The sequence below is a fragment of the Alphaproteobacteria bacterium SS10 genome (assembly GCA_019192455.1).
Classification (GTDB): Bacteria; Pseudomonadota; Alphaproteobacteria; order TMED2; family TMED2; genus TMED2.
Map to the genome: position 1 here is coordinate 455,725 of JAHCML010000003.1, position 25,330 is coordinate 481,054.

The window sequence follows — 25,330 nt, forward strand, 5'->3', positions numbered from 1 at the left end:
CTGCCGGTTTGCGCCTATTGGCGGGACTTGATTTGCGATCCAGTTGGTCCTTGCTGGCGTATTGAGGTCAGTTACTTAATGGACGAGATTTGGATGCATGCCCTTCACACGTTTGTTTGCCTTTGCCGCGTTGACCGCCGGCATTCTGATCGCCTTAACATGGGGGCAAGCTGCCATGGCCGCTGATGCCGGACCGGCCTATGAGGTCACCCGCACTGTCGGTGATGTGGAGTTTCGGCAGTATCAGCCATCGGTGGCTGTTCAGGTGACGGTGGCCGCTGACCGCGAGGCATCCTCCGGCCAGGCCTTCCGTTTTCTGTTCGATTACATCCGGGGCAATAATGGTGGTGATCGGAAGATTGCCATGACCGCGCCGGTTACCCAAACCCCGACAGCTGGTTCGGATCTTGGAACAGAGATCGCCATGACCACACCGGTCACCCAGGTGCCGGAGGCAGAGGGGTGGAGCATGGCCTTCTTCCTGCCGCGCGAGTTCACGCCGGACACGGCACCAATCCCCAATGATGACCGAATTGAGCTGTTAACAGTACCGGGCGATGAGCGCGTCGTGCTGCGCTTCTCAGGCCGACCAACGGATGAGCGGATGGCCGAGCGCGAGGCGGAGTTGCGTGCCTTCATCGAGGCCGAGGGTGTTCAAATTGAAGAGCCGGCCATCTACGCCATCTACAACGCGCCTTTCACCCCATGGTTCCTACGCCGCAACGAGGTAATGTTCAAAATCGCTGAATAGTTGCGGTTTGGCCCTCTTGCTGCTCGCCGAGCTACCCGCCGAAGATGAACGCCCAGTAGGCAAAGCCGATCAGCTGGGCCGTGAGGACGAGCAGGATGCCGCCGCGAGCCCAGATGTTCTGATAGCGGCGGAATAGTGCGACGCAGAGGACGGTGAACAGGGCCGCCTCGACCGGCATGGCAATGTTTCCGAAATGCGCTGGGTCCCAGTATGAGACGGGGCTCTCGAACTTCCACATCGTGAACGGCCATAAATGCGCGTGGCCGTCATCATGATGCAGCGGAAGGTCCGTTGCGATATGCAGCAGGGCAGCGGCGGCAAATAGCCAGAGCGGCCGAAGCTTCGCGGCGACCCCAGCCGCCAACAGCGCGGCATAAAGCGGCGCGCTGTTACCGATGGCGAGGACCGATTGCCAGCTATCAGAAAAGTACTCGACCCGGAAGATGCGCTCGTCGGTAAGCCCCTGCACTAAACGCGCATAGGCGTACAGCACGTACAAAATGGCATCTGGGGCTAGTGATCCGGCCAAAACCACCAGATGATCACGTAAGCCCGGTACTGCAACCTGATCTTGGCCTTCACCCTTTAGATCGGGGCGGCAGAGGGCAAAGAAGCCCAGGGCGATATGTGTAGGGGTGTTCATCTGTGCGGATTAGCCATCTAGGCCATCCGGTATGGTGATGCCCAAGCCGTCTCGTTTCTTCCGGCTCAACCCTGCTGCCACCAAATAGTAGCTGCGGGTCAGATAGGCTTTGAGATCGTCATCGCTCAGACCAGGATCATCATAGTGCTGGATCCAGCTCATCCCGCGTGAGGCTAGGTAGGGGGCGGGGCGCAGGCCCGGCTGATCTTTCAGAATGTCAAAAGACAGCGGCGAGACTTTAAAGGTGAAGAAGCCATGGTCCGGTGTCGGTCGCTGATCATCACCCTTGGGTGGTTTTCCACCGGGCCAGTTCCGATAATCGGTGCCGAAGAAGCCAATGGCGAACATCTTGTCCGCTACCTTCCAAACATCGGCACCGCCCCATTGGACCACATGGTTGGTGGCGAGCAGGGAGCCGCAGAAATCATTGAACGCTTCGGGTCGCATAAAGGCAGTTTGATGAGATCAGTGATCGAAGGCTGCGGTTAGCCGTAGCTCTCAAGATCATTAACTAGACGCCGCTCACGCCGGTCAATCTGTGCCTGGAATTTTGGCCAGTCAGGCCGGATCATCGGGTCATCCGAGATGGCCGCAGTTAGCCGCATCAGCTTACCCCGCTCAGGGTTTGGGTCTGGCTCACGGCTATCGAGAGGTGTGTTGCTCGCGAGTGCCCTGATCATGTGAAGGCGTAGCGCCCCGGCCGTATCTGGGCATAGGCCAGCGGCCACCAGTTTGCTGATCACCTGCAGGAAGTTGCCACCCATGGCGGTCTTGCCGGTGAACTGACCGCGAAGAATGCCGAGGCACAGCTCAATCTGCGCGAGCAGGGAGACCTGTTGGCCCAACATCTCCCGCAGGCTCTCTGGTGACAGGATGCAATCGGCGAACAGCTTATCGAGAATGCTAACGCCGGATGTATCACTGCTGCTCAACAACGCCACGAGGCGCTCAAGCTTGTCATTGATCGCCCGATGCTGGGTTAGATCCATACAGACGGCCGCTGTTAGCCAGTAGCCCTCACGGCCTTCGGGTGCTGCCTCGTTAACCGCTTTAGCAACGTCCTGAAACGGCGTGTCTGAGAGCTTGGGCAGGTTCTTGCCGTTCTTGGCAAAGTCCTGGGCCATCTCGGTGATCTCATCACCCCAGTTCAGGATCTGCTCTTTAGTTTCAGCAATGACGGAGCCGTCAGCCTTGCTGCGGACCCGGGCGGCGGTGTGGGCGGCCGCCAGAACCAGACTGCCCTGCTGCTCAATCTGCCGGTGATAGGTGGCGATATGCAGAAATTCTGTGGGGGTGAGGGCCTCGGCACCCAGATAGGGGCGCAGCTGGCGCTCCATAACCCGGCGGGCATCTAGTTTGAATAGGTCATCACGGGTCGCACAGGGCTCAACCTCATCGATGGCACCAACCTGGAACTCCGCACGGCGGAATGCTTCCGGCCGGTCGATCAGCAGGATTTCAGTCTCGGAGACAGCGCCGCTCTTTTCCGTTGTGCATTGCACGACTTTAATTGCCTCAGCTGTCTTATCGTTCTGAGACAAGGCGCGGGCCTTTGCGATCGCGTGCTCTTGCTCGGCCACATTCTCCCGCTGGCTCCATCGGCCACGGCTCAGAATCTGGATCTCATATCGGGCTTTGTTGCGTGTTCCAAACAGCATAGGGGCAAGAATCAGTGGCCAGAATTTCTTAAGCGGCGCATTGGTGCGACGCGGGTGCCAGCTGCCTTCTGCGTTGGCGCGTGAGCATTGAACAGTATGCGAAGAGCTTATCGAGCTCAAACTAATTGCCCCATTCTGCATCGATTGTGATCAGTGCTGTGACCTAAAATCGGGACAGGTGTTTCCGGTCGTCTGGCATCACATCAATCTGCCGTGGGTTGCACCGACTGGCCAGGAGCGGTAATTTCTCGCCGGTGATGACAAGAGGCCAAGCAAAAAACGTGTGAAGTCAACGCACGATCGGCCCGATCTTTAGTGCAACCGCCCACGGAACCTGCATGACAGAAACGACGATTTTGAGCGGCACGCCGCGTGCTGCTGGCTTTTTCATGCCAGCGGAATGGGCACCGCATGAGCGCTGTTTCATGGCCTGGCCCACGCGTGAGAAAAGCTGGGCCAATAGTGATGGCGATATCGAAGCCGGCCGCGAGGCGGTCGCCGAGGTGGCAAAGGCCATCTCCGCCTTCGAGCCTGTCACCATGATGTGCCGACAAGAGGATGTGGCCGACACCTCCATGATGGTGGGTAGCGGCATTGATATCCTGCCGGTTGATCTCAATGATTGCTGGACCCGGGATACGGGCCCGACCTTCCTATTGCATCCGGATGGCCGCCGTGCCGTTACTGATTGGGCCTTTAATGGCTGGGGCGGCCTGTCTGATGATTTCGACATGGATGCGGCCTTGGTTCAGGCCCTAGCGACCCGGTTTGACTGGGGTGTTTTTGAGTCGACACTGGTAACCGAGGGCGGCGCCATTCATACCGATGGTGAGGGCACGTTGCTGGCGGTTGAGACCAGCCTTCTAGACCCAGCCCGCAACCCCGATATGGAACGCGATGCGGTTGAGCAAATGCTGCTCGACTACACCGGCGCTGAACGGGTGCTTTGGCTCTCTGAAGGGTTTGAAGAGGACGAGACCAGAGGGCATGTCGACAACATCGCCTGTTTCGCCGGGCCTGGGCATGTATTGTTAAACATGCCGAGCGATGAGGCAGACGCAAATTTCGCGATTGGCCAGGATGCCTTGTCCCGCCTGACACGCTCAGAGGATGCAAGAGGGCGCGAGGTTGAGGTGACCACCATCCCCCAGCCGAAGCCGATTTTTGAGGCCGGGCGCCGCCTTTCTGCGTCATACATCAATTTCTACCTGGCTGGCGGTGAAGATGGCGGCGGTGCGGTTGTGATGCCGAGCTTTGGCCAATCCACGGATGATGAGGCGGCAAAGCTAATCAGCGCGGCTTTCCCAGGCCGTGATCTGGTGCAGGTGCCTGCCCTCGACATTATTCGCGGCGGCGGCGGCATTCATTGCATTACGCAACAGCAGCCAGCCCTTCTGACAAATGAAACCGCCGAAACCCCTGAAGAGAGCAGTTAATCAAAGCAGCGGTGGCCTGAATAAGCTTTCATTATCAACAACCAAGTTGGTCTGTGTTAGGCTAGCTTTAGCAATTTGGGCGGATCATTTGATCAACGAATGACACCCCCCAACCATCGGGATAAAGCGCAACTCTGATCGCCGAGTTCATCGGCATGATGGGACCGTTCATTCCCTGGCAGGAACGCCAGATGAGTGCAGAAGAAGAGCTGCTGGCATTTTGTCGGCGCCTGATCCGAACGCAGTATAAGTATGTTGCCATTACCATTGGGTTGGCGACCTTCTCTCAGCTGCGCGGTAATTCACGCCTAATCCGCCTACAGCAGAGCCTGGTTCAGGAGATGACCAACCGTTTTCGCGGCCAGTGCTTCATCATGAACAATGGCGATGCCGTGATCGTTGTTCGCCATGACATGATCGATAACGCGCAGTCCCTGGTCGACGAGCTTGTCACCTCGATCCTGCGCGACCCGGATGTACCGGAGAAGAAGATCAGGAAGCTGGTTGAGTCCTATGAGATCCCAGATGCCTATCCGGAGTTTCGGGAGAATACCAATCGCTACCTAAAAGGTGGTACCCAGGCGAAAATCGACCTCAGCAATGACACTGAGGAAGATGAAGAACCGGATGTTGAGCTGGATGGCCCGCTAAACGCCGCCATGTTGAGCCGGATTGAGTATCGGATTAACCGGTGTGAAATACGGCCCTTCCTGAAAAAGCAGGATGTCTTCATCAATCGCGGTCAAACCGGTTGGTGGCCAGTCTTTGAAGAGCGGTTTGTCAGCCTGGCCGATCTAAAGCGGAAGCTGTTCCCGCAGGTCATTATCCGCCCGTCGGATCCACTGTTTAACCAGCTTTGCCGACTGTTGGATGAGCGGCTCTTGCACTACCTGATGGTGGCCAAGACCCGGATTACCCATAAGATCAGCGTGAATCTGGCCCTCGATACGGTGTTCGACAGCCTGTTCGACATGTTCGCTAGCCATCTGGACGTCAAAGAGCGCGAGAATTTGGTCTTTGAGATCCATCGCGGTGAGGTGTTTCAGGATATTGCCCGCGCGGTTGAGGCAATCACCAAACTACATCGCCTTGGTTTCGGGGTGGCAATCGATGGCATGACGCTCGATTTGCTGCCTTATGTTCGGGTGGCAAAGCTCAACACCGAACTCATCAAGATCCACCTGTTCCGCGACCATGTTCGCCTGCTGCAGGATGATGAATGCGTGAAGGCGCTACGCCAGCTGCCGCCTGAGAAGATCGTCTTCAGCCGCTGTGACCATGAGGGGGCCATCACCGTTGGCCGCACCCTGGGCATTGAGATGTATCAGGGCTGGTTGATTGATGAGCAGGCAGCTATGAGCCAGTCAGCCAACGCTTAAGCTAGGCCTCTCTGGGCAAACGGCACCCGGCCATGCTATGCGCCCGGGTGCTATCGTGCATTCGCCAGTTTCCCCTATAGCTGCCCAAGGATACCCAGTAAGTGGATTTCGACGCCCAGACCATGATGGTTCTGCTGGCCGGTTTGACGGCGGCTGGACTTTTTGCAGGATTGCTCGCGGGGCTGCTTGGGGTCGGTGGTGGCATTGTCCTCGTCCCGGTTCTGTTTGAGCTTTACGGTGTTATGGGCGTGGCGGATGAGGTGCGCATGCACAGCGCGATTGGCACCTCGCTGGCGACCATTATCGCGACCTCTATCTCCTCAATCCGTGCCCATAAGAAGCGGGGCAGCGTTGATTTTAGCATCGTGCGCGCCTGGGCACCCTTCGTCGCATTGGGTGCTGTTGCGGGTGGGGTGATTGCCAATTTCGTATCGGGTGAGGGGTTAACCGCCTTCTTTGCCTGTTTGGCGATGTTGGTTGCCATCAATATGGCGCTGGCCCCGAGCCATAAGCCATTGCGTCAGGGCCTGCCTGGACCGGTTGGTAGCGCCGGTATTGGCTCGACCATTGGCGTGGTCTCATCATTGATGGGCATTGGCGGTGGTACGCTGTCGGTACCGACGATGGTGATGTGTGCCGTCACCCCGACAACCGCAGTTGGCACCTCCTCGGCCATTGGCTTGGTCATCGCAATCTTTGGGGCCAGCAGCTTCGCCGTTAATGGCTTTGGGTCTGTTGGTCTGCCCTTCGGCTCGGTCGGTTATGTAAATCTAATCGGCTTCGCGCTGATCGTTCCCTTGACCATGCTGGCGGCCCCTTGGGGCGCAAAGTTGGCGCACGCGCTTCCTGGGCAGCGATTGAAGCAGGTATTTGCCTGCTTCCTCCTGATCGTTGCTGTCCGTATGATCTATGGATTGATCAACGGTAGTTAGGGGTAGGCGATGGCAGAGCCAACCGCCTCAACATTGACGAGCATCGTAAGCCAACCCGGAACCCAACCCCGGTTGGGCGTTGATCTTGCCTGGCTTTGTCTGACGTCGCTGATCCTAATCCACGCTGGCCTGTCGCAACCGGCACCAGCCGGTTTTGGTATGATTGAGATCGCCATTGGGCTGTTGCTGATGCTGTTCTGTGGCTGGCGCCAACCGCTTGCCGTTATGACGGTGGGGACACTTACCAAGGCATCATTCTCTCTCAACGAGCGACTGCTTGGTGCCGTCTTTCTGATCATGGTTTGGCTGGGTACCCTTCGGGCTACGGCAGCTGGTGCCAGCATCGACGATGCGCTGCGCGATTTTATTCCGCTAGCCTTCTTGTTCTTGTGTTTGTTGGTGGCGCCCAGATTGCGAACCAACTTGCCGATCTTACTGATCGCGGTCATTTGTTGCGTTGGCGGTGCCCTGTTTGCTTGGCGTTTCTTCATCTGGACCGAACTACCAATCGAGCTTTGGGGGCAGGTGTCACACCCTACCGGCCTCAACTATCTAGCTAACTCGCCCTTGGTACCGTTTGCCGCCTGTTTTGGACCGGTCTGGCTGGTGTTCAGGCCAAGCACGGTATTGCGCCGACCGGTATTGGCAATGGCCCTGCTGGCAATTGCGCTGCTCGCCTGGGCCGCGATGGCGACAACGACCCAGCGGGCGCCCCTTGGGATCAGCCTAGTGATCCTGATGACGGCAATCACCGTCTTTGGAGTGCGGACGGCAAGGGGGCAGGTCAGCCGGTCCGATGTGCTGATCGCATTGGCCGTTGGCATACCGTTGCTTACCTTGGCGGCTTACCTGACGGGCACCATTGGCCCTGCCTTTATTGAGAAAACCCGCCTGGTTGGCGGTAACGCCCGGCTTCTGGAATGGTCGGCGGTTTGGCAGGCAATCTCCGCCAACCCAATGGATTTGATTTGGGGGCTTGGTTGGGGTGCCCATTATGCGTCCCCGGCCGTTGGCAACTACCAAGTCGGCTATGCCCATGGTCTTGCACCCTATCTATTGCTCAAGCTGGGGCTAATAGGGCTAGCAGCCCTGGCACTTTGGCTTGTCGTGGTGGTGCGCTGGCTGGTCCAATGCTGCCGTATATCGGCCCTATCGGCCGCTATTGCCCTGGCAAGCTTACCGGCGTTGATACCAGCGCTGCTGTTCTACACCAGCTATAAGCACTTGGGGTTGGGGGTGCTGTTGCTGCTGATCAGTGCGGCTGCGTCTAAAGCAGATCATCCATCACAATCAGCATGACGCGCAGGCTCTCGGCCTCAAGCTTGCGTTCCGGCACCAGGCCGGTCATCCGTTCCCATGTCTCAATCGCATGTTGAAGACGAATGATGGCATCGCCGAGATGCCAGAAATGGTTCGGTGCATTGGCCATGAACTTCATGAAGTCGACCGCACTACCCTGCTGCTTAAACAGCCGCTCGTAAGAGTAGTTGTAGTTCTTCAGGATCTCTGTCGCCTTACCCCAATGGGTCTTCAGCTTAGCCCGCACCGCATCGCGGAGGTCGTCTAAAACCGCCTGCTCATCCCGGTTGACCGAGTGTGAAGGAACGGCGCCGGTCTGCAGCCATTTGGCAAACTGGATCGCAGGCTCTGACAGCTGCATGTAGTGGTACTCGAAGAAGGCGACACCCTTCCAGGCATGGAAAATTTCGCTCGTCTTCTCAACCGGCAGGAGGAAGGCCTTAATCAGCGGCTCCAACCGCCGCATGTCTGATGCTTTCCAGATCGCATCAATCATCTCGGCCATGCGTTCGTCGGAGTGCATGACACCATCCGGCAAGGCAAGCGCGACCATTGGGCGGATGCGTTGGCGGATATGGTCCTGAATGCGGTCCCATTCAGCCTCGGCGATCTGGAAGTAGCGATCGTCTAGCGTCATGCCCCGTGATTGCATCATGTCGCGGACCAGGAACGGGTCCAGCGCCGGCATGTTGTCGAGGATTTCTATTAGTTCCAGATCACGCGCGATGGCCTGGGGGCAGATATGATCACCTTCACCGATAAGCTCGGTAATTGCGTTCCTGAACCCGCGATCGCTGGCAAAGATCGACTTGCCGCCGCCATAGATGTTGTTCAGGTCAAACGGCACATAAATCTTCGTACCGATTGGCTTCTCGTCTGACTCCTCATCATCCCGGCGATAGTTGGGGTTCAGATCCTTGATGAAGATCGTGTAGTTCAGGCCCAAATTCTCAAAGAACAGGCGGGAACTGCCGTTAGCCCCATTTGCGCCATTACCATTGTGATAGGCAGCGCGATTGCCGTTGCTAAGCGATGTCTCTGGGGCATCCAAAACGGCGGTGTCACCGGCGCCATCATCCATGGTCTCACCAAGGATTTCGCGGGTGATCGCAAGGCAGTTGAAAATACGCGCGCTGCCTGCCTCAAGCGTATAGCGGAGATACTTGTCCTTCATCGGGTCCGTATGGTTCAGGCGCAACCTGGCAAGGCGGTGCTATCTTATGCAGGCAATTTAGCTGCACGATAGGGCTATGCGAATGCTCGGCTGCGGCAGGTAAAGCGTTTCAAACAAGCATAAATTTTTGATGCCGCGACGGGGTGTAGCGTATCGCAATTTGCTTCATAGCGCTAGAAGCCTTGAAATCCCTTGTATTTTAGGAAATTTGCATACGATCTCAGATGACTTTCCGGGTCCAAGCCGATAGGATCATTAGCAAGAAGTAATAAATGTTTGGGCTTTGAAATCCGCGGTGCCAACGGGGGTAATCACGGATTTTATTGGGCGGGGCAAATTTCAATGTCTGGCATCTTAAACCGCGCCGGTGATTGGGCGTGGATGCCAAAATCTGTGGGCGATCCAGGTGACGGTTATGCGCTGGAACGGGCGAGGGCAGAGGCCCCGCAACGGTTCCTAGTGCTCAACCGGTTTGGTCGTGCGGTCACTTATGATCGCGGTATCGATGGTGTTGGCCCACCAACTGGCCGCCTTGCCCGCGACCTGTGCAGGGGCCTTGCCGATGCTGGGTACCAGGCTGAATTGATTGCCGATGACCAGCACCGGATGCCTACCTCGCGATTGGCTAGCTATCTAAGACAGGCCACTCGTTTGGTTAGGCGGCTGCTATGCCATCCATCGCAACGACGCGGGACGACGTTGGTTGTCATGACCGACCCGCCCTTGATGCTGCCTTTCGTCGTGATGTTGGGCACGGCTCTAAGGATGCCGGTGATTTATTGGTGCCAGGATTTGTATCCGGATGTGCTTGAAGCACGGTCCGGATGGGCGGGATCATTCCTTCGTTTCGCCTTGGCGCCGCTCCGCTTACTACACCGTCGATCCATGGCGCGATGTGACCGGGTAGTGGTGCCGAGCGAATGCCTCCGGGACCGGCTATGCGACCACGGCTTTGATGGAGCGGTTGAGGTTATCTCCAACTGGGCAGAGGCCGATCTGAAACCAAGTGCCCCGACGTCGACAACCGCTGATCAACGCATCCGGGTTTTGTATTCAGGCCATTATGGGGTTGCCCATGATCTGACCGACCTCGTTCAGGCTGCCGCGTTGATTGGGCAAAGTGGGTTCCCCATTGATATCCACCTCGCCTTATCCGAGCGGGGGCTTCAGCGCTTCCTGTCTCGCCATCCGATGGCCGAACAGATTGGTAACCTCACCATTGGCGGCCAGGTTGCTAATGCTGACCTGCAGGATCATTTGGCAGCGGCCGATATCCATGTTGTCTCGATTAAGCCGGGGGCAGAGGGAACCGTGTTTCCCTGTAAGGCGCTGGCAGCATGCCGTGTTGGCCGCCCCTTGATCTTGCTGGGCACTGGGAAGAGCAGCATGGCCAAGCTGATCGAAGAGGGTGGCGCTGGGTATGTGGCAAAACCCGGTGATGCCACTGGGTTGATTGATTGGTTGGACTGGATGTCGGCCGAACGATCCGCACTCGAGGCCATGGGGGCGAACGCCATGGTGCTCGGCCAATCATTGGGTCTTGAGCATGGGGCGTCCCGCTTGGTCACACTGCTGACCGGAGAAGGCCCAACAGACACCGTTGCAGAGCGTCCCCTGGCGATGCCGGAGGCTGCGTAATGCTAGACCACCCCCCAGGCCAAGACCCGTCGATCACTGCCGAGGCGAACTCAGCCACGACTGATGACGCTATCTCCCAGCAATCCAACCAAAGCCTGCTTCGCTGGGGCAGCCAGCCTCTCATTCTGCCTGGCTTCAGGTTGGCCCTTGGCGCGGGCTTGGCGGGATTGGTGTTGGCGCTGCTGGCCGCCATGATTTGGTTGCGCGCCGTCGATGCCGAATACACCGCGACGATTGTGGTGGGACCAACAGCACAGGCCGGCTTAGTTGGAATGGGGCTTCGTATTCCCGCTGGCACGGCCAATGACGTTACCGCAAATCCGATGGAACGGCGGGCCGATGAGGTGCTTACGGATTTTGAGCATTTCCGCCAGCTCTTGGTCTCGCCAGTAACCGCTATGGGGCTGGCCAAGGATGAGGCGGCGATGCGGGCGCTTCGCTTCAACCTGTGGAAAGCGGAAGCCTCCGATGGCTCTGGCCATTGGGTGCCAGCTGGCAGCGCCTGGCACCACCGCCTTGCTGATTGGATTAGGGGTGTTGATGCAGGTGATAGCCCAGGTAATGCCGCTCGCTACATCGGTGCCTATGGCGATGACGGGGTGCATCTGTCCCAGTGGCTATCCCAGGAAGTTTCCATCGTGAAGGTGGGGGAGACGGCGCTGTACCGGTTGTCGCTTCGGCACCGGGACCGAGATGTTGCGATTGCCACCTTGTCCTGGCTGACCGATCAAGCCGATGCGCTGTTGCGCGCAGAGGCTAGGCGCCGTGTTGCGGTTCAGATTGATCACCTGACGACCCAGATGGCGCGGGCTGACCTTGCCAGCCATCGGGAAGCATTGAGCCGCCTGCTGACCCAAGAGCTTCAACTCTCCATGATGTTGGCGGTCGATTTGCCTTTTGCCCGTGATGTGATTGAGCAGGTCACGGCACCACGACGCCCGGATTGGCCGGCGGTTCTGCCGATGCTGGGCGTATCCGCGCTGTTTGGTCTATTTGCTGGGCTTGGCTTGGCAATCGCCCTGAAGAACCGAGGGGTGGATGAGTAGAGCGATGACTGCACATCTACCAACAGGTCGATCAGCCAAGCTGCCGGTGACGATCATCGTCATGACCCGGGATGAGGCGGTGAATATCGATGCCTGTCTCGCCAGCTGTGTCCCATATTGTGCGCAGGTGGTTGTGGTCGATAGCAGCAGCATCGATGGCACGGCAGCAATCGCGGCCAAGCACGGGGTGGAGATTATCAATTTCCGCTGGAACGGCCGGTACCCGAAGAAGAAGCAGTGGTGCCTGGAGAACCTAAACATCAGCCAACCCTGGACCATGCTGTTGGATGCTGATGAGCAGCTGACCCCCGCCATGCGCACGGAGATGGCTGAACGACTGAGTGATGATGCGGTTGAGCTGGGCTTCTATATCACCGCCCAGGTCGGCTATGACGGGCGAATTCTGCGCCACGGGCGAAAGCATCGAAAGCTGTCCCTGTTCCGAACCGACGCGGCGCGTTTCCCAGAGATTGATGACCTCGACATCCAAGCGATGTGGGAGGTTGAGGGGCATTATCAGCCCATCATTAATGGCCCGATTGGCCGCTTTGCTGCCCCGATCATCCATTTGGATGCCAAGGGACGTGACGCCTGGATTTCCCGCCATCGGCGCTATGCCCTCTGGGCGGCTGAGATGCGACGCCGGGATGCGTTGCGGGATGTCGAGGCTGCCGAGCCTTTGGGCCGCCGGGTCGCTAAACGTACCTTAAACCGGGTTCCGGCCAAGCCCCTATTGGCCTGGGCTGATAGTTACCTCTGGCAACAGGGATGGCGGGATGGTCGTGCTGGTCTAGCCTATGCGGCTGATCGTTTCCGCTATTATCGGGCCATCGACCGGGCGCATCGCGTTCAGCGGGTTCAGTAGCTGGTAGTGGCTGACCGTGTTGGCCGCTCCATCCGCAATCGATGCCAAACCCAGGGAAGACGAGCCCGAACGCCCTGACTGCACCACTGCATTCCCCTAATCGTCAGGCTCAGAAACCTGGGAACACCGCCAAGCTGGCAGCGAATTTGGTGCTGCTGCTCTCTACCTCGTGCCGAGTTCTGGCTGGAGAAGCCGCCAACCGAGATATCGGCAATGGCCATCGGTAATCGGACTGTCCTAGCCGCCGATTGCAGGTGCTGAATGGTGAAGGCGTAATCGGCCGCCACATCGTGGTGGGTAGGATAATGGGCATCGGGCACTAGCATCCGTCGATAGATCATTGCCTGGTGATGGGTGAACATTCCAAGCGGCCAGGCGAGTGCCGGGCGGGCGGGTTTTAGCCTGACGTCAGCAGGTACTGTTCCACCGAACTCATGGCTATCAGCGTATAGGAAATCTGGTTGCTCAGAGCTGGGGCACTCCAAAACGGCCTCCAGCGCGGCCGGGCTGGCTAGCCGGTCGCCACCGTTCAGAAACCAAACATACGTGCCCTTGGCGGCGGTCAGGCCGTCATTCATGGCCGGGTAAATGCCCTGATTGTTGGTGGGAAGAATGTCTGCGCCCGCTGGCGAGTTTGCACCTGCCTTGCCCGGGACAATTAGCCATTCAACCGGCATGTCAGTGGTAAGGGCGTCGCCGATACTACGTGCGGTATCCAAGAACGCCGGTGAGTTTGGATTCTCAGTGACCGTGATGATGGTCAGCAGCGGTGGGGCGGCGCTCCCGGTCATTAGTCGTCATCATCTGCGATCACCGCGATTGAGGCGGCGGTGACGGCGATCTGGCTGAGGATGTTGCCAATATTTGCGGTCAGCTCCACGGCATCGAAGGGTTTCGGATCCCTGGGGGCCACGATTGTTGAGCCTGGCACCACATTGGCCGGGTCGTACTGCCAGGCGGAGATGCTGAGTGGCCGCGCACTGCCATCAGGATAGACGATGAAGGCCCGGCTTTTATCGGCGAGGCGGGTGAAGCCGCCAGCTTCGCGCAGGTAATCGGTGGGCGTCTTTTCACTCGTGAATTGCAGGGCGGCGGGGGACAGCACCTCACCGGCAACGCGCACGGTCAAATCACGCTCAGGATAGAAGATGGCATCCCCGTCCCGCAGTAAGGGGTCCAGGTCGGGCCGCGTGGCCAGCGTGTCCGGGTCTGCGGTCACGGTAATCCGGCCCAAGGCACCAGCGCTACGCAACTCCTCCGCCAGGCGCTGGCTCATGGAGACGAGGTCGCGGTCCGGTTCTTCCTCACGGATCAATAGGCGGGCAACGGCTTGGTCCAGTTCCCGTGCAGCGCGCTGGTTCGGTTGTCGCTCTTCCCGGCGGGCGGCGGCCCTGGTGAACACGGCACCGGCGGCAAAGGCTTGGTTGGTAAGGCCACCAGCACGCGCAATTAGGTCAGATAGGCGATCGCCTGGGGTGACCGTGTAATCACCCGGATGCCGAACGGCACCGGTGATTGAGACCTGCCGAAGGGTGGTTGGTTCCCCAGCCTGCAACCTTAGGGAGCCGCCAGCCGATACCTGAACACTGTCGAGCGCGGCCAGGTTTGTGATGGGATCAATGGGTTGGCTGCCACGCTCGTTCAGCCGCAGGGCAATGCGGTCGATATCGGCACCGGGTCGAGGACCACCGGCAAGCGCCAATAGGTCACTACCACCGATCTCGGCTGCCACGGGATACCGACCTGGCCGCTGAACGGCACCGCCTAAATCAACCAGCAGCGGTGTGGTCAGCTCACGCAGCCCATCGGTTGTTAAGCCTGCACGGTCCAGCACTTCATCCTCTGACTGCGCTTCATCAACACTGACGGTATCAACCGCAGGCATTGGGAAGCGGTCTGCCTCGAACAGAATAATCTGATCACGGTCCTGAAGGCGTCGGTCACTTTGGCCATCGATGATTGCCTGGGGGGCAAAGGCGATGTAGCGGATGCCGCCACTGGGCGCACCATGACGTCCGATTAGCGCAAACCAACCATAGGTGTCGGGGCGCATAACCCCAGGTTCGGCAAGCAGACGGCTTAGCGAGACTGCCTTATCCAGGGCCACGGTGCCCTGTCTTCCGGCATAGCCTGAAATTCGCACCCGGCCTTGGGCAACGGCCTTCGGTGTGGTCCAGATCACCAAATCACCATCGCCAAACCGTATCTGGCCGGTGCGTGAAACGGGCATGTGCTGCTCAAGCCCATCGGCGCCGAGGCGCGACACCACCACATCATGGGCGCCGGGGCTGAGTGGCCCACCGCTCATGATAATCGCTTCCGTTAGATCAATGCTCGTTTGCCCGGGTGCGAGTTCAAAGATGCCAGGGCGTTTGATATCGCCTGTGAGGGCGAGGGTGGCCCCAATCGGCGGCACATGAAGTCGGTCCCCATCGCTGAGCAGCTGGCTAGCACCCGTCGCAGCTCCGCCTAGTAGGAGGTCATACAGGTCGACAGATACGCGTCCGCCATCGGCGGGGAACAGGCGAATACCGCGTAAGCTACCAAGTGCATCGATACCGCCAGCCTTTGCGATGGCGTCGAGTGCTGTGCTCTGGGCACTAAGTTGGATAAGGCCCGGTTTCGCGACGCTGCCGGTCACGGTAACGGCAATTTGCCGGATGCCACTGACGGTGACGAAGGCTTGGGTGTCGAGGAACCGGTCTTCCAAGCTTTGCGCCAGCAGGGCGCGGAAGGTGCCAAGGGTCAGGCCAGCCGCTGCGATGGGCGGCAGTTGATCAACGGCGACTTCGCCTGTGGGATCAATCGTAACGGTCTCGGTGGCGTTTTGTTGGCCACGCAGGCGGATAACCAGCCGATCACCCACGCCCAATCGATAATCATCACTGATGCGCCCCAAAACGGGTGGGGGCTGTCGGTCAGCCCGTGTTGTAGTCGACTCGTCTTTGGGGGCGAGGCTTTGCCGTAACGCTGCGCCGAATAGACGAAGCTCCGTTCCAGCTCGCTCACTAAACAGTTCTGCTAGCGGATGGGGTGGCTCTTCCTCTCTCGTCGAGAGGCGTTGTTCGTTTGCTTGGAGGCGGCGGTCGAACTGTTGGTCTCGGTCAGTTCTGGTGAATGCGTCTGAGGGCTGACCAACCGGGTTCTCCAAGGCCCCTAGCGGTTCGGTTTGAATGCTTGGTACATCGCGCTCAAAGCTCTGCGCGCCCGCTAGGTTGGCGTGCCCAAGCAAAGCCGCAAGTGACAGCACCGCACCGCATGAGGCCACGCGTAGAAGGCCGCGTCCTGCGCGTCGTCCAATCATTGTTAAAAGCCCCCTGAGAACCTTGTGCCTTGGGCTGTCGTGACGTCACGACAGCGCCTTGCCGCAGACAAGCTGTTCATCGGGGTAAATCGTATACTGCTAATGTAGCAGAATACAGCAATATTTGGGTGTGCGTTTGAGCGTTGGCGCTTAACGGTTAGCCGCGGACAACGTTGTCCATAATGGCGCCCTCAAAGCTGGCGCGATCAGTATTTGCGTTGCTTAACACGGCATCACTTAGATCAGCGTCAGTCAGATCAGCCTCTGCGAGGTTACTGCCATCCAGCTTAGTTCGAACCATGGTGGCACCCTTCAGGATTGCACCGGATAGGTTCGAGGCCCAGATGCGGCCGGTTGATTTGCCGTTAGCATTCTTCAAGTCAACGCCGCTAACCGTTGCGTCGGTTAGGTCGGCACCGGTCATGTTGCTCTTACGCAGGTTGATACCGTTGAGGTTCGCGCCGGTTAGGTTGACCCCAGCCATCTTGGCATTGGACAGGTCAGCCATCAGCATCTCACAGCCGGAGAAGTTGGCATCAGTCAGGTCGCAGCCAGCCAGATTGGCGCCGGAAAGGTTTACGCCTGATAGATCGATACCTGAGAGGTTCTCACCCGGCAGGTTACACCGCTCACCCTTAGCGCCGTTGGTCTGCAGCCATTCGATATGGGACTCAATATGGTCCTTAATCAGCTTATCGATACGCTCATCTTCGATCAGCGATGATGGGGTTTTGCCCGCATCGGTCGATTGCGCAATTGCCGTGCTGATATCAACGCCGGTCAGGTTGGCACCATCGAGATGCGCACCTTCGATTTTGGCGCCGGTCACATCCGCGCCGGTCAGGTTGGCCTTGCCTAGCTTGGCACCTTTAAGGGATGCGTTCTGAAGGTTTGCACCTTTGAGGTCGACGCCATCAAAACTTACATCGGCCAGATTGGCATTGGCGAAGTTCACGCCATCCATCTTGGCGCCCTCACAGGTTGCACCGACCATACTCACATTCGCGAGGTTGGCCCCGCTGACATTCGCACGGGTCAGCGTCACCTCATCCATATCGGCACCGGAGAGGTCAGATGCACGAACCGCGCCCTCGGTCTTACGCTTCGTGCCGAACAGCGCGCCACCGCGTAAGTCCACGCCCTTCATGATCGCGCCTTTGAGGATTGCGCCGTTTAGGTCGCAACCGCGCAGATCGGCATTGGTCAGATCGCAATCGGTCAGATTGGCGCCGGAAAGGTTGGCGGCGAACAGGTCGACCTCGCTCAAATTAGCGCCGGTCAGATCGCAATTGGCGAGGTTTGATCCAGACATCTTAGCCTGGCTCAGATTAACGCGGCTCAGGGATGCACCCTCAAGTGTCTCAAAAGACAGGTTTGCGCGTGCGCCGCCTGGCTTAGAGTTAAGCCAGCGATTGTGCTTTTGAAGAATATCCAGCAACTCGTGGGGGGTCATATGCGTCCCAAAAAACTAATCGGCTACCCGGTCAACAAACCATCTCGGATCAGAGGTGGTTATTAGGCTTAGGTAATGTCTCGCAGCGTGCGTTTGACGTGTTTGTTATTGTCAGATTGCCATTGTACCTGGCGTCGTCAAGCGTACCCGGTCACAGTTTGTGCGAACCGGTTGCTGCTGTGACCAAAGGACAGGTCATTCCCTATCCATGATCAATCGCTACCTGATTTCCTAATTTGATCCCCAATCCGCTTCTAGTTATAGCGCAATTTTGCTGGATCAAAAAACAGTTCTGCATGCCGATGTTCCGGACGGATCCGTTAGAACTGTTTGGTTTAATAGGGCTATTCGGCTCTATCCGGTGATATAGCCAAATCTTTGTAGTGCGGTTTGTGCAGCACCCGTTACCGCGTCCTGTGATGTTTGCGGCTCCCCCTGCCAACGGCCGAGGGTGCTAGGCGCCTTAACGGTGGCGGCCGCAGAGGCCGTTTGATCGCCTGAGGGTGCCGCATCAGGGAACAGCCAGTTGCCCAGTCCAGCGACCGTGCTGGTTGGATCGGCACAGAGTTCTTCCAACCGGATTCGGCGATAGCGTGACGGCCCTAGATGCCGTTCGCCCCAATCAGCCACCTGCATGTTTGCCGTTGCCCATAACGCCGCTGAAGCTGCCGGTGTGTCGGGGTCAAAGGTGTGCTGGGGGCCCTCACCAAACAGGGCAGCGAAGTGTTTACGGCGTTGGTTTTGATTGTCTGAGAACGCCATGTCCCGGCCGTCGCGCACCACATGGATGAACCGGATACCCGGCACTAACGCGGCAATCATCGGCAGCACATACATGGAGCGCGGGTTCTTCCAGCCCCAGGGCGACCCGCCTGGCCGTTCGGTTTGGAACTGCTTCATGGCCCGATTAAAACCAGTGTTGGCGCGCAGACGCATCCACCAGCTGGTCTGCGACCAATCGTAATCCAGGCGCCCTTGGCTGCTAATGATCGGATTGATCCAGCGGTCCAAAAACGGCTCGAAATCCATGGCGTCGCCGGCGCCATTCACCCGCTCGCCCATAAACAGGCCAAGCTCACCCATAATCCCATGGAACGCCCGGGTCCCCGATCCGCCCGTGGCGCCTATAACGACGGGCTGCCATTTGGTGGTTGTTGCTGCTGGGGTCGCTACGTCGGTCATAACTGTCAGAATGGGCGCTGGGCTGGCATCCGGCGCGGAAAACGGTTAGGAACACGCCGCTGGCAGGGTGCTTAGCGTGACTTATCAGCGGCAAGCATTAGGCGATGCGGCGACGTTGCGCCAGTGAATTGCCAAGGGCCGCGATTTGCTGGCCTTTGCTATGCTTTATGATTGGACGCGCCTATGGTTTAGGCGCATTAGGCTTTTTGGGTGATCAAGCGAGATCATGGCCAAACATTTATTGCTCATCGCAGGGATGCATCGTTCCGGCACGTCGCTGGTGACCCGTCTGGTCAACCTTGCGGGCGCCGATCTGGGTGGTGATATGCTGCCAGCCCAGGATGCCAATCCGAAGGGGTATTGGGAGAACTTAAGCTGCTTCAAGATCCAAGAAGCGCTGTTCGACCATCTTGGTCTTGCCTGGAACACACCGTCTGCGTTGCCTGCGGATGCCTTTGACGGCGGTATCGGCGGCCGTGCGGTTGAGGACCTCGCAGCGGTTATTGAGGATGAGTTCGCCGATCCTATTGCGGCGGTAAAAGACCCCAAGATTTGTCGACTGATCCCGATTTGGCAGCGTGTGGCCACCGCCACCGATCGTGACCTTGCCGTCATTCTCAGCCTGCGCCACCCAATGGCGGTTATTAACTCGCTGATTAAGCGGGATGGCATGGGCTTCAACAACGCCCTGCTGCTATGGCTTCGGCATACGCTTGAGTCAGAGCGGGATAGCCGTGGCATGCCGCGTGTGGTCATCGATTACGATGATTGTCTACGCGATTGGCGGTCCACCATCGGCCGCATTGGCAAGGGCCTCGATCTCGAATGGCCAGTTAGCCTCGATGACATGGCAGAGGATGCGGATGCGTTTGTCGCCAGTGACCTTCGTCACAACCTACCTGCCGACCCGCCAGCCGGTTTGGCGGCCGATTGTGTCGCGCTCTATCGGCGGCTTCTCAACCTCGGCCCCGGTGAGGCGTTGACGGATGATGATATCGCGCCGTTAACCGCCTATTTCGAGGCTGTCGACGCGGCCCCCGATATCGTGAATGAGTTAAGCCGTGCCTTCATGACCGCGCGGAATGAGGCGAGTGATTGGGCCCGCCGTAGCGCCGGTATGATTGCCGAGTTTGAGGCGCGTGATCAGATGATTGAGGAGCGGGATACCCGCATCAATCAGATCATCACAGATTACGACCAGGCGCTGGATCAAAAGCAGGATTACATCGACGGGCTTGAGGAAGAGCTGAAGGCTGAGGCTGTGCGTCACCGCACCACCATCGTCGATAGCCAATCCCATATCGCAGCGGTGACTGAACAGCGCGATGCCTTGAAGCAGACGCTTGAGATCACCTACGCGTCGAAGTCTTGGCGGATTACAGCACCACTGCGGGCCGTGACCCATTTCTTCAAGGTCCGGGTGGCCCGCTATCGCTACCTGATGGTTCGGTTGTTCTGCGCCCTGCGTCAGGGCGATTGGCGGGCCATTGGGCGGGGAATCAAGCGCGTGTTGCGCGGCGCTGCGGCGGCCAGCCCGGTTAAGGGTTATGACCAATGGGTGGCGCAATACGACACGCTCAGCGTTGAGGATATGCGTCGGCTGCGCGCCTATGCCGATACCATGCAGGACCAGCCGCTGATCTCGGTCATTATGCCGGTCTATAAGCCGCCGATGGATGTACTGCAGGAGGCCATCCAGTCGGTGCGCGATCAGGTCTATCAGAACTGGGAGCTATGCCTGGTCGATGATGGTGCCGGTGATGCTGACACCATTGCATTCCTTGAGGCACAGGCGGCGGAAGAGCCGCGCATCAAGCTTCAGGTGAATGCCCATAACCAGAATATCTCTGGCGCCACGAATGACGCGTTTGGCCTGGCCCGCGGTGATTTTGCGGCGATGATGGATCATGATGATGTGTTGCGCCCCCACGCCCTGCTGATGGTGGCCGCCGCATTGGAGGAACATCCCGACGCCGACATCATCTATAGTGATGAGGATAAGGTGGATGAGAAGGGGCGTCGCTACGATCCCCATTTCAAAGCTGCCTGGGACCGGGATCTGTTTTGGACCCAGAATTACCTGAACCACCTCACCGTTATTCGTGCCGCCCGGATCCGTGATGTGGGCGGTTGGCGCCTTGGCTATGAGGGATCGCAGGACCATGATTTGCTGCTGCGGATCATTGAACAGGTACCGGATGAGAAGATCATCCACATCCCGCTGATCCTCTATCACTGGCGTGCTATTGCCGGTTCTGTTGCCGCCGGGGCGGGGGAGAAGGACTACGCCGCCGATGCCGCCAAGCGGGCGCTGGAGGATCACTTCAAGCGCCTGAGGATGCCGGTTGAGATGGTACCCGCCGCGCCTGAGCTGGGTATTGAGGCATTCCACCGGGCCAAACACGGGCTGCCAGCGAAACTGCCGCGTGTCTCCCTCATCGTGCCGACCAAGGATAAGGTTGAGCTGCTTAAAGGCTGTGTTGATGGCCTGTTGAACGACACTGACTACGACGATCTGGAAGTGCTGATCGTCGATAACAACAGTGAAGAGCAGGCCACCCTCGACTACTTCAAGCAGGTATCGGTGGATGAGCGGGTGCGCGTGCTGCCTTTTGGTGGCCGCTTCAACTTTTCGGCCATCAATAACTTCGCCGCTGAGCAGGCGACCGGCAGCATCATTGGCCTAATTAACAATGATATTGAGGTCATTCACGCCGATTGGCTGCAAGAGATGGTGCGCCATGTGGTGCGGCCAGAGATTGGCTGTGTTGGTGCGCGCCTCTATTACGCCAATGACACGGTTCAGCATGCTGGCGTCATCTGTGGTCTTTTGGGCGTTGCGAGCCATGCCCATAAGTACTTCCCGCGCTCAGCACCCGGCTATTTCGGTCGTTTGGTATTGGCCCATCAATTCACCGCCCAGACCGCGGCGTGTCTCCTCGTCCGGCGGGAGGTTTATGAGCAGGTGGCCGGGTTGGATGAAACCCTCGCCGTTGCCTTCAACGATATTGATTTCTGCCTGCGCGTGGCCGCGGCTGGTTACCGCAACCTCTACACCCCGCATGCTGAGCTCTACCACCTAGAGTCGGTTAGCCGCGGGCTTGAGGATACACCGGATAAGATCGTGCGCTTTAACAGTGAAGTGCAGGAGATGCTGGATCGATGGGGCGACTTCTTAGAGGTCGATCCAAGCTACAACCCCAATCTGGGGTTAGAGAGCGAGAACTTCGCCCTGGCAAGCCCGCCGCGTGCATACCGCCCGTGGAGCCGTGAGCAATGGCCAAAAGCTGGGAAGGCGCTAACGCGCACCCGCACCACGCCGAAGGGACCGACGCAGCCGGATGCCAGTAGCCTGATTAAAGAAGTGGTTAAGCCCGACGCCTTGGTTGGCTCGGTTTCGAACCCCAGTTAGCGCCTTCTTTGCTCGGATCATGGATCTGATCAAAGGCGCTGCCGATGATCAGTGGGCCATTGGCATCGCGACGCTCTTGTGCAGCGCGATTGCGGTTCTGGTTGAACAGCTGAGCCTCACGCTGGATCTGGCGGTAGATACCGCGCACATAGCGTGCCTCAGTACCTGCTTTCGGTGAGTAATGACCGCCAAAGCGCTGGGCGCGATCATCGGCGAGCAAGGACTGCGTTGGGCCGATATAAGGGCTTTGAGCCCCTGCGAGGCCAATCGCGGTTGATTGCAAGAAGCCGTATGTTGGCACGGCGTCCTGCCGGACCTCACGTCTGACCAACACTCCAGACCGCTCTAAGACATCACCCAATAGGCGACGGCCAAGCTCTAAGCGGGCGTAATCGACAAAGTTCTCAACCCGTGGGTCGGCTTGCAGCAATAGGGCTGTGTTCTCACGTGCTGCCATGGTGTCGCGATAGGCCTGCAATAGGCGGGTGCGCTCTTCATTGGCATTTGGGCCCGTAGCACGGTCAAAGAGGTTCTTATAGATCGTTGCGAAGTCTTGTGGATCTTCCATGACCATAAGGGCTGAGAAGCTGCCAACCGTGCCGCCCTGGGCAAATACGTTGTTGTCCCGGGTAACCTGATCCATCCATGGCTCGCGCCGTTCGGTAAGGCGCGCGCGATCCAGGGCGCCGCGCGTGACCTCACGGATCGTCTCTGGGTGCTGCTCAGCGATGCCGCCAAAGACGCCCTGACCGCCAAGCCAGCGGGTGATGCGGTCCTTATTCGCGCCATAGTCGCGGCGGCCATAAGGGTCAACGCGGTTTGGAATTCGATAGGTTCCGAAGATTGGACGACCAGCGGTGGTCTCAGGCGCGTTGTAAGCTGGCAAGGTGTAGTTGCCGCCAGCGCGGGCATCGGCCAGCGGGCCAGTTCGCAGCACAGTGGATTGAGCGCCGGTTTGTGGTGTCACGGTCGCGCAACCGCCAAGGGTCAGGATGGCGAGGGCCCCCATGGCAACCACTTTTGGTGATTTAACAGCTTTAGCGAGGCGAATTGCACGTTTTGGTCTGTCTGACATCTTCGGTTTTTCTCACGAGGCTTAGCGCCGCGTCCTTTCTCTTTTCTTTCTTGCTCGTTCGTCCTCTGCCGGTTGGCTAACGGCGAACGTTACATCTTGATCGGCCATCTCATCCATAAGCCGCTGGATCGTCTCCTCGAGGAGTGCCCGCGGCGGGTTCCGGAAGGTGCCGAAATCAACGGCGTAAGACCATGCGAGGTCATCCCCATCGAGCGCTGCTACCACCATTTCGTCAAAACCGTCATTTAGGCCGGTGATGACCTCATCCGCTAGGATTCCAAGGTTTTTGCGGGTGGTGTCCGCTTGCTCCATCCAGATTGATTTGCCGTCTTCCCCGATGACAAGGAGGCTGATCCCTTTCAGATCCTCTTCCTCCCCAACGATGATCGGCGTTTTCCCTGGGCTTATAAGCACATCAATCATCGAAAGTAACAAGCGGTAATAGGTATATGATGCACAGAGATAGCATAGGCTCTCGCGCGGGAAATTGCCACTAACGGGCGGGGTGGGCTTCGAAGGCCGTAGAGAAAGGTTTAATTGGCCGCTCCAAACCAGGCAACTCGCATAGCCGAATGCCTGGTTCCCTTAGGCTTCAACCACGGGGGAGAAGCCATAGGGTGACTGCCCACGCAGATGGTCTTCAATTTGTAGCCGGTGGTTCAGCGGTGGGAAGGCACGTTGGCTGCAATCCAGGCGTTCGCACAGGCGGCAATTGACTCCGATGGGGACGGGCTTGGCGGTCTTGCCTAGGTCAATACCGTCGGCATAAATCAGGTCCTTAGCATGACTGATCTCACAGCCCAGGCCGATGGCATACTCATTGGCGGGCAGGTGGTGCCCCAGGCTCGGCTTACCAATCTGGCAAGCGATAGAGAAGTAGCGGGTGCCGTCTGGCATCTCTCCAAATTGGGTGAGGAAGCGATCCGGTTGGCGTAGGGCATCATGGACAGCCCAGCGCGGACAGGCGCCGCCATAGCGGGCAAAACGCATCCCGCCGGCGCTAAAGCGTTTGGAGACATTGCCAGCCTTATCGACCCGAATCAGAAAGAAGGGAATGCCCTTTGCCCCGGCCCGCTGCAGGGTGGTGAGGCGATGGCATACCTGTTCGATGCTGGCGTGGAAGCGCCGTGACAGCACATCCAAATCATAGCGCAGCTTTTTCGCTGCCTCATGGAAGCGCTGATACGGCATCAGAATGGCGCCGGCGAAGTAGTTGATTAGGCCGAGGCGCGCCAGTCGCTTCGCATCGTCATTGCTGAAATCGGCCGCCCTGATGATGTCGTCGATCGCCTCAGTTTGCGTCAGGTAGCCAATCTGAGTCGCGATCTGAAAATTGCGGGCGGTCTGGGGTAGCATTTCTGACAACAGGACCCGGTTTGCATGGCGATCAAAGCGCCGCTGAAGGGAGCCCATCACATCAATGGGCATGACCTTCACCCGCACATTCAGGGTATTTTCCAGATGGTCGGTCAGGCCGCGATACAGGTGGTCTGGATTGATATTTGCCTCGGCCCAGAAGTTCTCAGCCGCTTGCTCCAAGACTGGGAAGTGGTTGTGGCTGGCCTCAAAGAAGTCGCGCACTTCCTCAACCGGGAACACCTGGATATCGAGGTTTTGCAACTGCTCCTGGTCCGCCACACGCTCAGCTAGGTTTTCCAAATCCTGTCGCGTGCCGCGATAGGCGCTGTAGAGGGTCTGAACCGCCCGTGCGATGCCTGGTGCCACATTCGCCAGGTCGCGGAGGTCGGTTTTCCGAACCTCGCTCGCCTCAAACATAGGGTCCGCAAAGATTTCAGTGAGTTCAGCCTTTAGGCGGGACTCCTCATCCTCGGCAAAGCTTTGCAGGTCGATTTCAAAAATCTGGGCAAGCTTGAGCAGGATCGGCACGGTGACGGGCCGCTGGTTATGCTCAATCAGATTGAGGTAGCTGGCGGAGATACCGAGATCTTCCGCCATCTGCGCTTGGGTCAGTTGCAGGTCGCGACGCAGGCGTCGAACCTTGTGCCCCAGCATGGCCTTGGCTTCCATAGCGATCCACTGTCCTAATTACGGTGTAAACACCTATAACCGCCAGTATAGAGGC

Annotated in this window: 20 protein-coding genes; 9 read left to right on the top strand and 11 right to left on the bottom strand. The window is 58.3% G+C overall.

Annotated features, from left to right (window positions below; translation table 11 throughout):
* Positions 1-97: 97 nt before the first annotated feature.
* Positions 98-751, top strand: a complete 654-nt coding sequence (locus tag KI792_02550) for a heme-binding protein (protein ID MBV6631895.1) — start codon at positions 98-100, stop codon at positions 749-751.
* A 31-nt stretch (positions 752-782) separates the two neighbouring features.
* Here the strand turns inward: KI792_02550 and KI792_02555 are convergent, their stop codons facing one another.
* From KI792_02555 to KI792_02565, 3 genes are read right to left on the bottom strand one after another with little or no spacing between them, the layout of a single operon-like run.
* Entirely contained in the window at positions 783-1,394 is a 612-nt protein-coding gene (locus KI792_02555; GenBank protein ID MBV6631896.1) for a cobalamin biosynthesis protein CobQ, read from the bottom strand.
* A 9-nt stretch (positions 1,395-1,403) separates the two neighbouring features.
* On the bottom strand, positions 1,404-1,841 hold the full coding sequence (locus KI792_02560; protein ID MBV6631897.1) for an MmcQ/YjbR family DNA-binding protein: 438 nt from the start codon (positions 1,839-1,841) through the stop codon (positions 1,404-1,406).
* 38 nt (positions 1,842-1,879) lie between these two features.
* Positions 1,880-3,052, bottom strand: a complete 1,173-nt coding sequence (locus KI792_02565) for a hypothetical protein (GenBank protein ID MBV6631898.1) — start codon at positions 3,050-3,052, stop codon at positions 1,880-1,882.
* A gap of 338 nt (positions 3,053-3,390) precedes the next feature.
* On the opposite strand from KI792_02565, the gene KI792_02570 reads away from it, so the two are divergent.
* From KI792_02570 to KI792_02585, 4 genes are all read left to right on the top strand, one after another.
* Positions 3,391-4,488 (top strand): agmatine deiminase family protein, encoded by a 1,098-nt coding sequence (locus KI792_02570; protein MBV6631899.1) that lies wholly within the window; start codon positions 3,391-3,393, stop codon positions 4,486-4,488.
* A 155-nt stretch (positions 4,489-4,643) separates the two neighbouring features.
* Positions 4,644-5,867, top strand: a complete 1,224-nt coding sequence (locus KI792_02575; GenBank protein ID MBV6631900.1) for an EAL domain-containing protein — start codon at positions 4,644-4,646, stop codon at positions 5,865-5,867.
* A 122-nt stretch (positions 5,868-5,989) separates the two neighbouring features.
* Positions 5,990-6,799 carry a sulfite exporter TauE/SafE family protein gene (locus KI792_02580; protein ID MBV6631901.1) on the top strand — a complete coding sequence of 270 codons (810 nt, stop codon included), beginning with the start codon at positions 5,990-5,992 and terminating at the stop codon, positions 6,797-6,799.
* Between the two features lie 9 nt (positions 6,800-6,808).
* On the top strand, positions 6,809-8,098 hold the full coding sequence (locus KI792_02585; protein ID MBV6631902.1) for a hypothetical protein: 1,290 nt from the start codon (positions 6,809-6,811) through the stop codon (positions 8,096-8,098).
* Here the strand turns inward: KI792_02585 and KI792_02590 are convergent.
* Entirely contained in the window at positions 8,067-9,272 is a 1,206-nt protein-coding gene (locus KI792_02590) for a hypothetical protein (GenBank protein MBV6631903.1), read from the bottom strand. The two genes, KI792_02585 and KI792_02590, sit on opposite strands and share 32 nt — an antisense overlap.
* Positions 9,273-9,614: 342 nt before the next feature.
* Here KI792_02590 and KI792_02595 point away from each other — a divergent pair, with 342 nt between their 5' ends.
* Genes KI792_02595 through KI792_02605 form a run of 3 tightly spaced genes read left to right on the top strand, consistent with a single transcriptional unit; the run spans position 9,615 to position 12,821 of the window.
* The gene (locus KI792_02595) at positions 9,615-10,910 is read left to right on the top strand and encodes a glycosyltransferase (GenBank protein ID MBV6631904.1); all 1,296 of its coding nucleotides are present in this window, start codon (positions 9,615-9,617) and stop codon (positions 10,908-10,910) included.
* A complete protein-coding gene (locus KI792_02600) occupies positions 10,910-11,956 on the top strand; it encodes a hypothetical protein (protein MBV6631905.1) in 1,047 nt (348 codons plus the stop codon). The genes KI792_02595 and KI792_02600 overlap by 1 nt, the downstream gene beginning before the upstream one ends.
* 4 nt (positions 11,957-11,960) lie before the next feature.
* Positions 11,961-12,821: a glycosyltransferase family 2 protein gene (locus KI792_02605; protein MBV6631906.1), complete on the top strand. Its 861-nt coding sequence runs from the start codon at positions 11,961-11,963 to the stop codon at positions 12,819-12,821.
* On the opposite strand, the gene KI792_02610 is transcribed toward KI792_02605, so the two are convergent.
* The 4 genes from KI792_02610 to KI792_02625 all read right to left on the bottom strand — a co-directional run bounded on the left by KI792_02610 (position 12,815) and on the right by KI792_02625 (position 18,760).
* Entirely contained in the window at positions 12,815-13,612 is a 798-nt protein-coding gene (locus KI792_02610) for a hypothetical protein (protein ID MBV6631907.1), read from the bottom strand. The genes KI792_02605 and KI792_02610 overlap by 7 nt on opposite strands.
* Positions 13,612-16,125, bottom strand: coding sequence for an SLBB domain-containing protein (locus KI792_02615; GenBank protein ID MBV6631908.1), 2,514 nt, complete (start codon positions 16,123-16,125; stop codon positions 13,612-13,614). The genes KI792_02610 and KI792_02615 overlap by 1 nt, the downstream gene beginning before the upstream one ends.
* 157 nt (positions 16,126-16,282) lie before the next feature.
* Positions 16,283-17,578: a pentapeptide repeat-containing protein gene (locus tag KI792_02620; GenBank protein ID MBV6631909.1), complete on the bottom strand. Its 1,296-nt coding sequence runs from the start codon at positions 17,576-17,578 to the stop codon at positions 16,283-16,285.
* Between the two features lie 354 nt (positions 17,579-17,932).
* Positions 17,933-18,760 carry a sulfotransferase gene (locus KI792_02625; protein MBV6631910.1) on the bottom strand — a complete coding sequence of 276 codons (828 nt, stop codon included), beginning with the start codon at positions 18,758-18,760 and terminating at the stop codon, positions 17,933-17,935.
* 226 nt (positions 18,761-18,986) lie between these two features.
* Here KI792_02625 and KI792_02630 point away from each other — a divergent pair, with 226 nt between their 5' ends.
* Positions 18,987-22,172 (top strand): glycosyltransferase, encoded by a 3,186-nt coding sequence (locus KI792_02630; GenBank protein MBV6631911.1) that lies wholly within the window; start codon positions 18,987-18,989, stop codon positions 22,170-22,172.
* On the opposite strand, the gene KI792_02635 is transcribed toward KI792_02630, so the two are convergent.
* From KI792_02635 to KI792_02645, 3 genes are all read right to left on the bottom strand, one after another.
* On the bottom strand, positions 22,129-23,247 hold the full coding sequence (locus tag KI792_02635; protein MBV6631912.1) for a hypothetical protein: 1,119 nt from the start codon (positions 23,245-23,247) through the stop codon (positions 22,129-22,131). The genes KI792_02630 and KI792_02635 overlap by 44 nt on opposite strands.
* A 21-nt stretch (positions 23,248-23,268) precedes the next feature.
* Positions 23,269-23,661 carry a hypothetical protein gene (locus tag KI792_02640; GenBank protein ID MBV6631913.1) on the bottom strand — a complete coding sequence of 131 codons (393 nt, stop codon included), beginning with the start codon at positions 23,659-23,661 and terminating at the stop codon, positions 23,269-23,271.
* Between the two features lie 171 nt (positions 23,662-23,832).
* Positions 23,833-25,275, bottom strand: coding sequence for a DUF2083 domain-containing protein (locus KI792_02645; protein MBV6631914.1), 1,443 nt, complete (start codon positions 25,273-25,275; stop codon positions 23,833-23,835).
* Between the last annotated feature and the right edge of the window lie 55 nt (positions 25,276-25,330).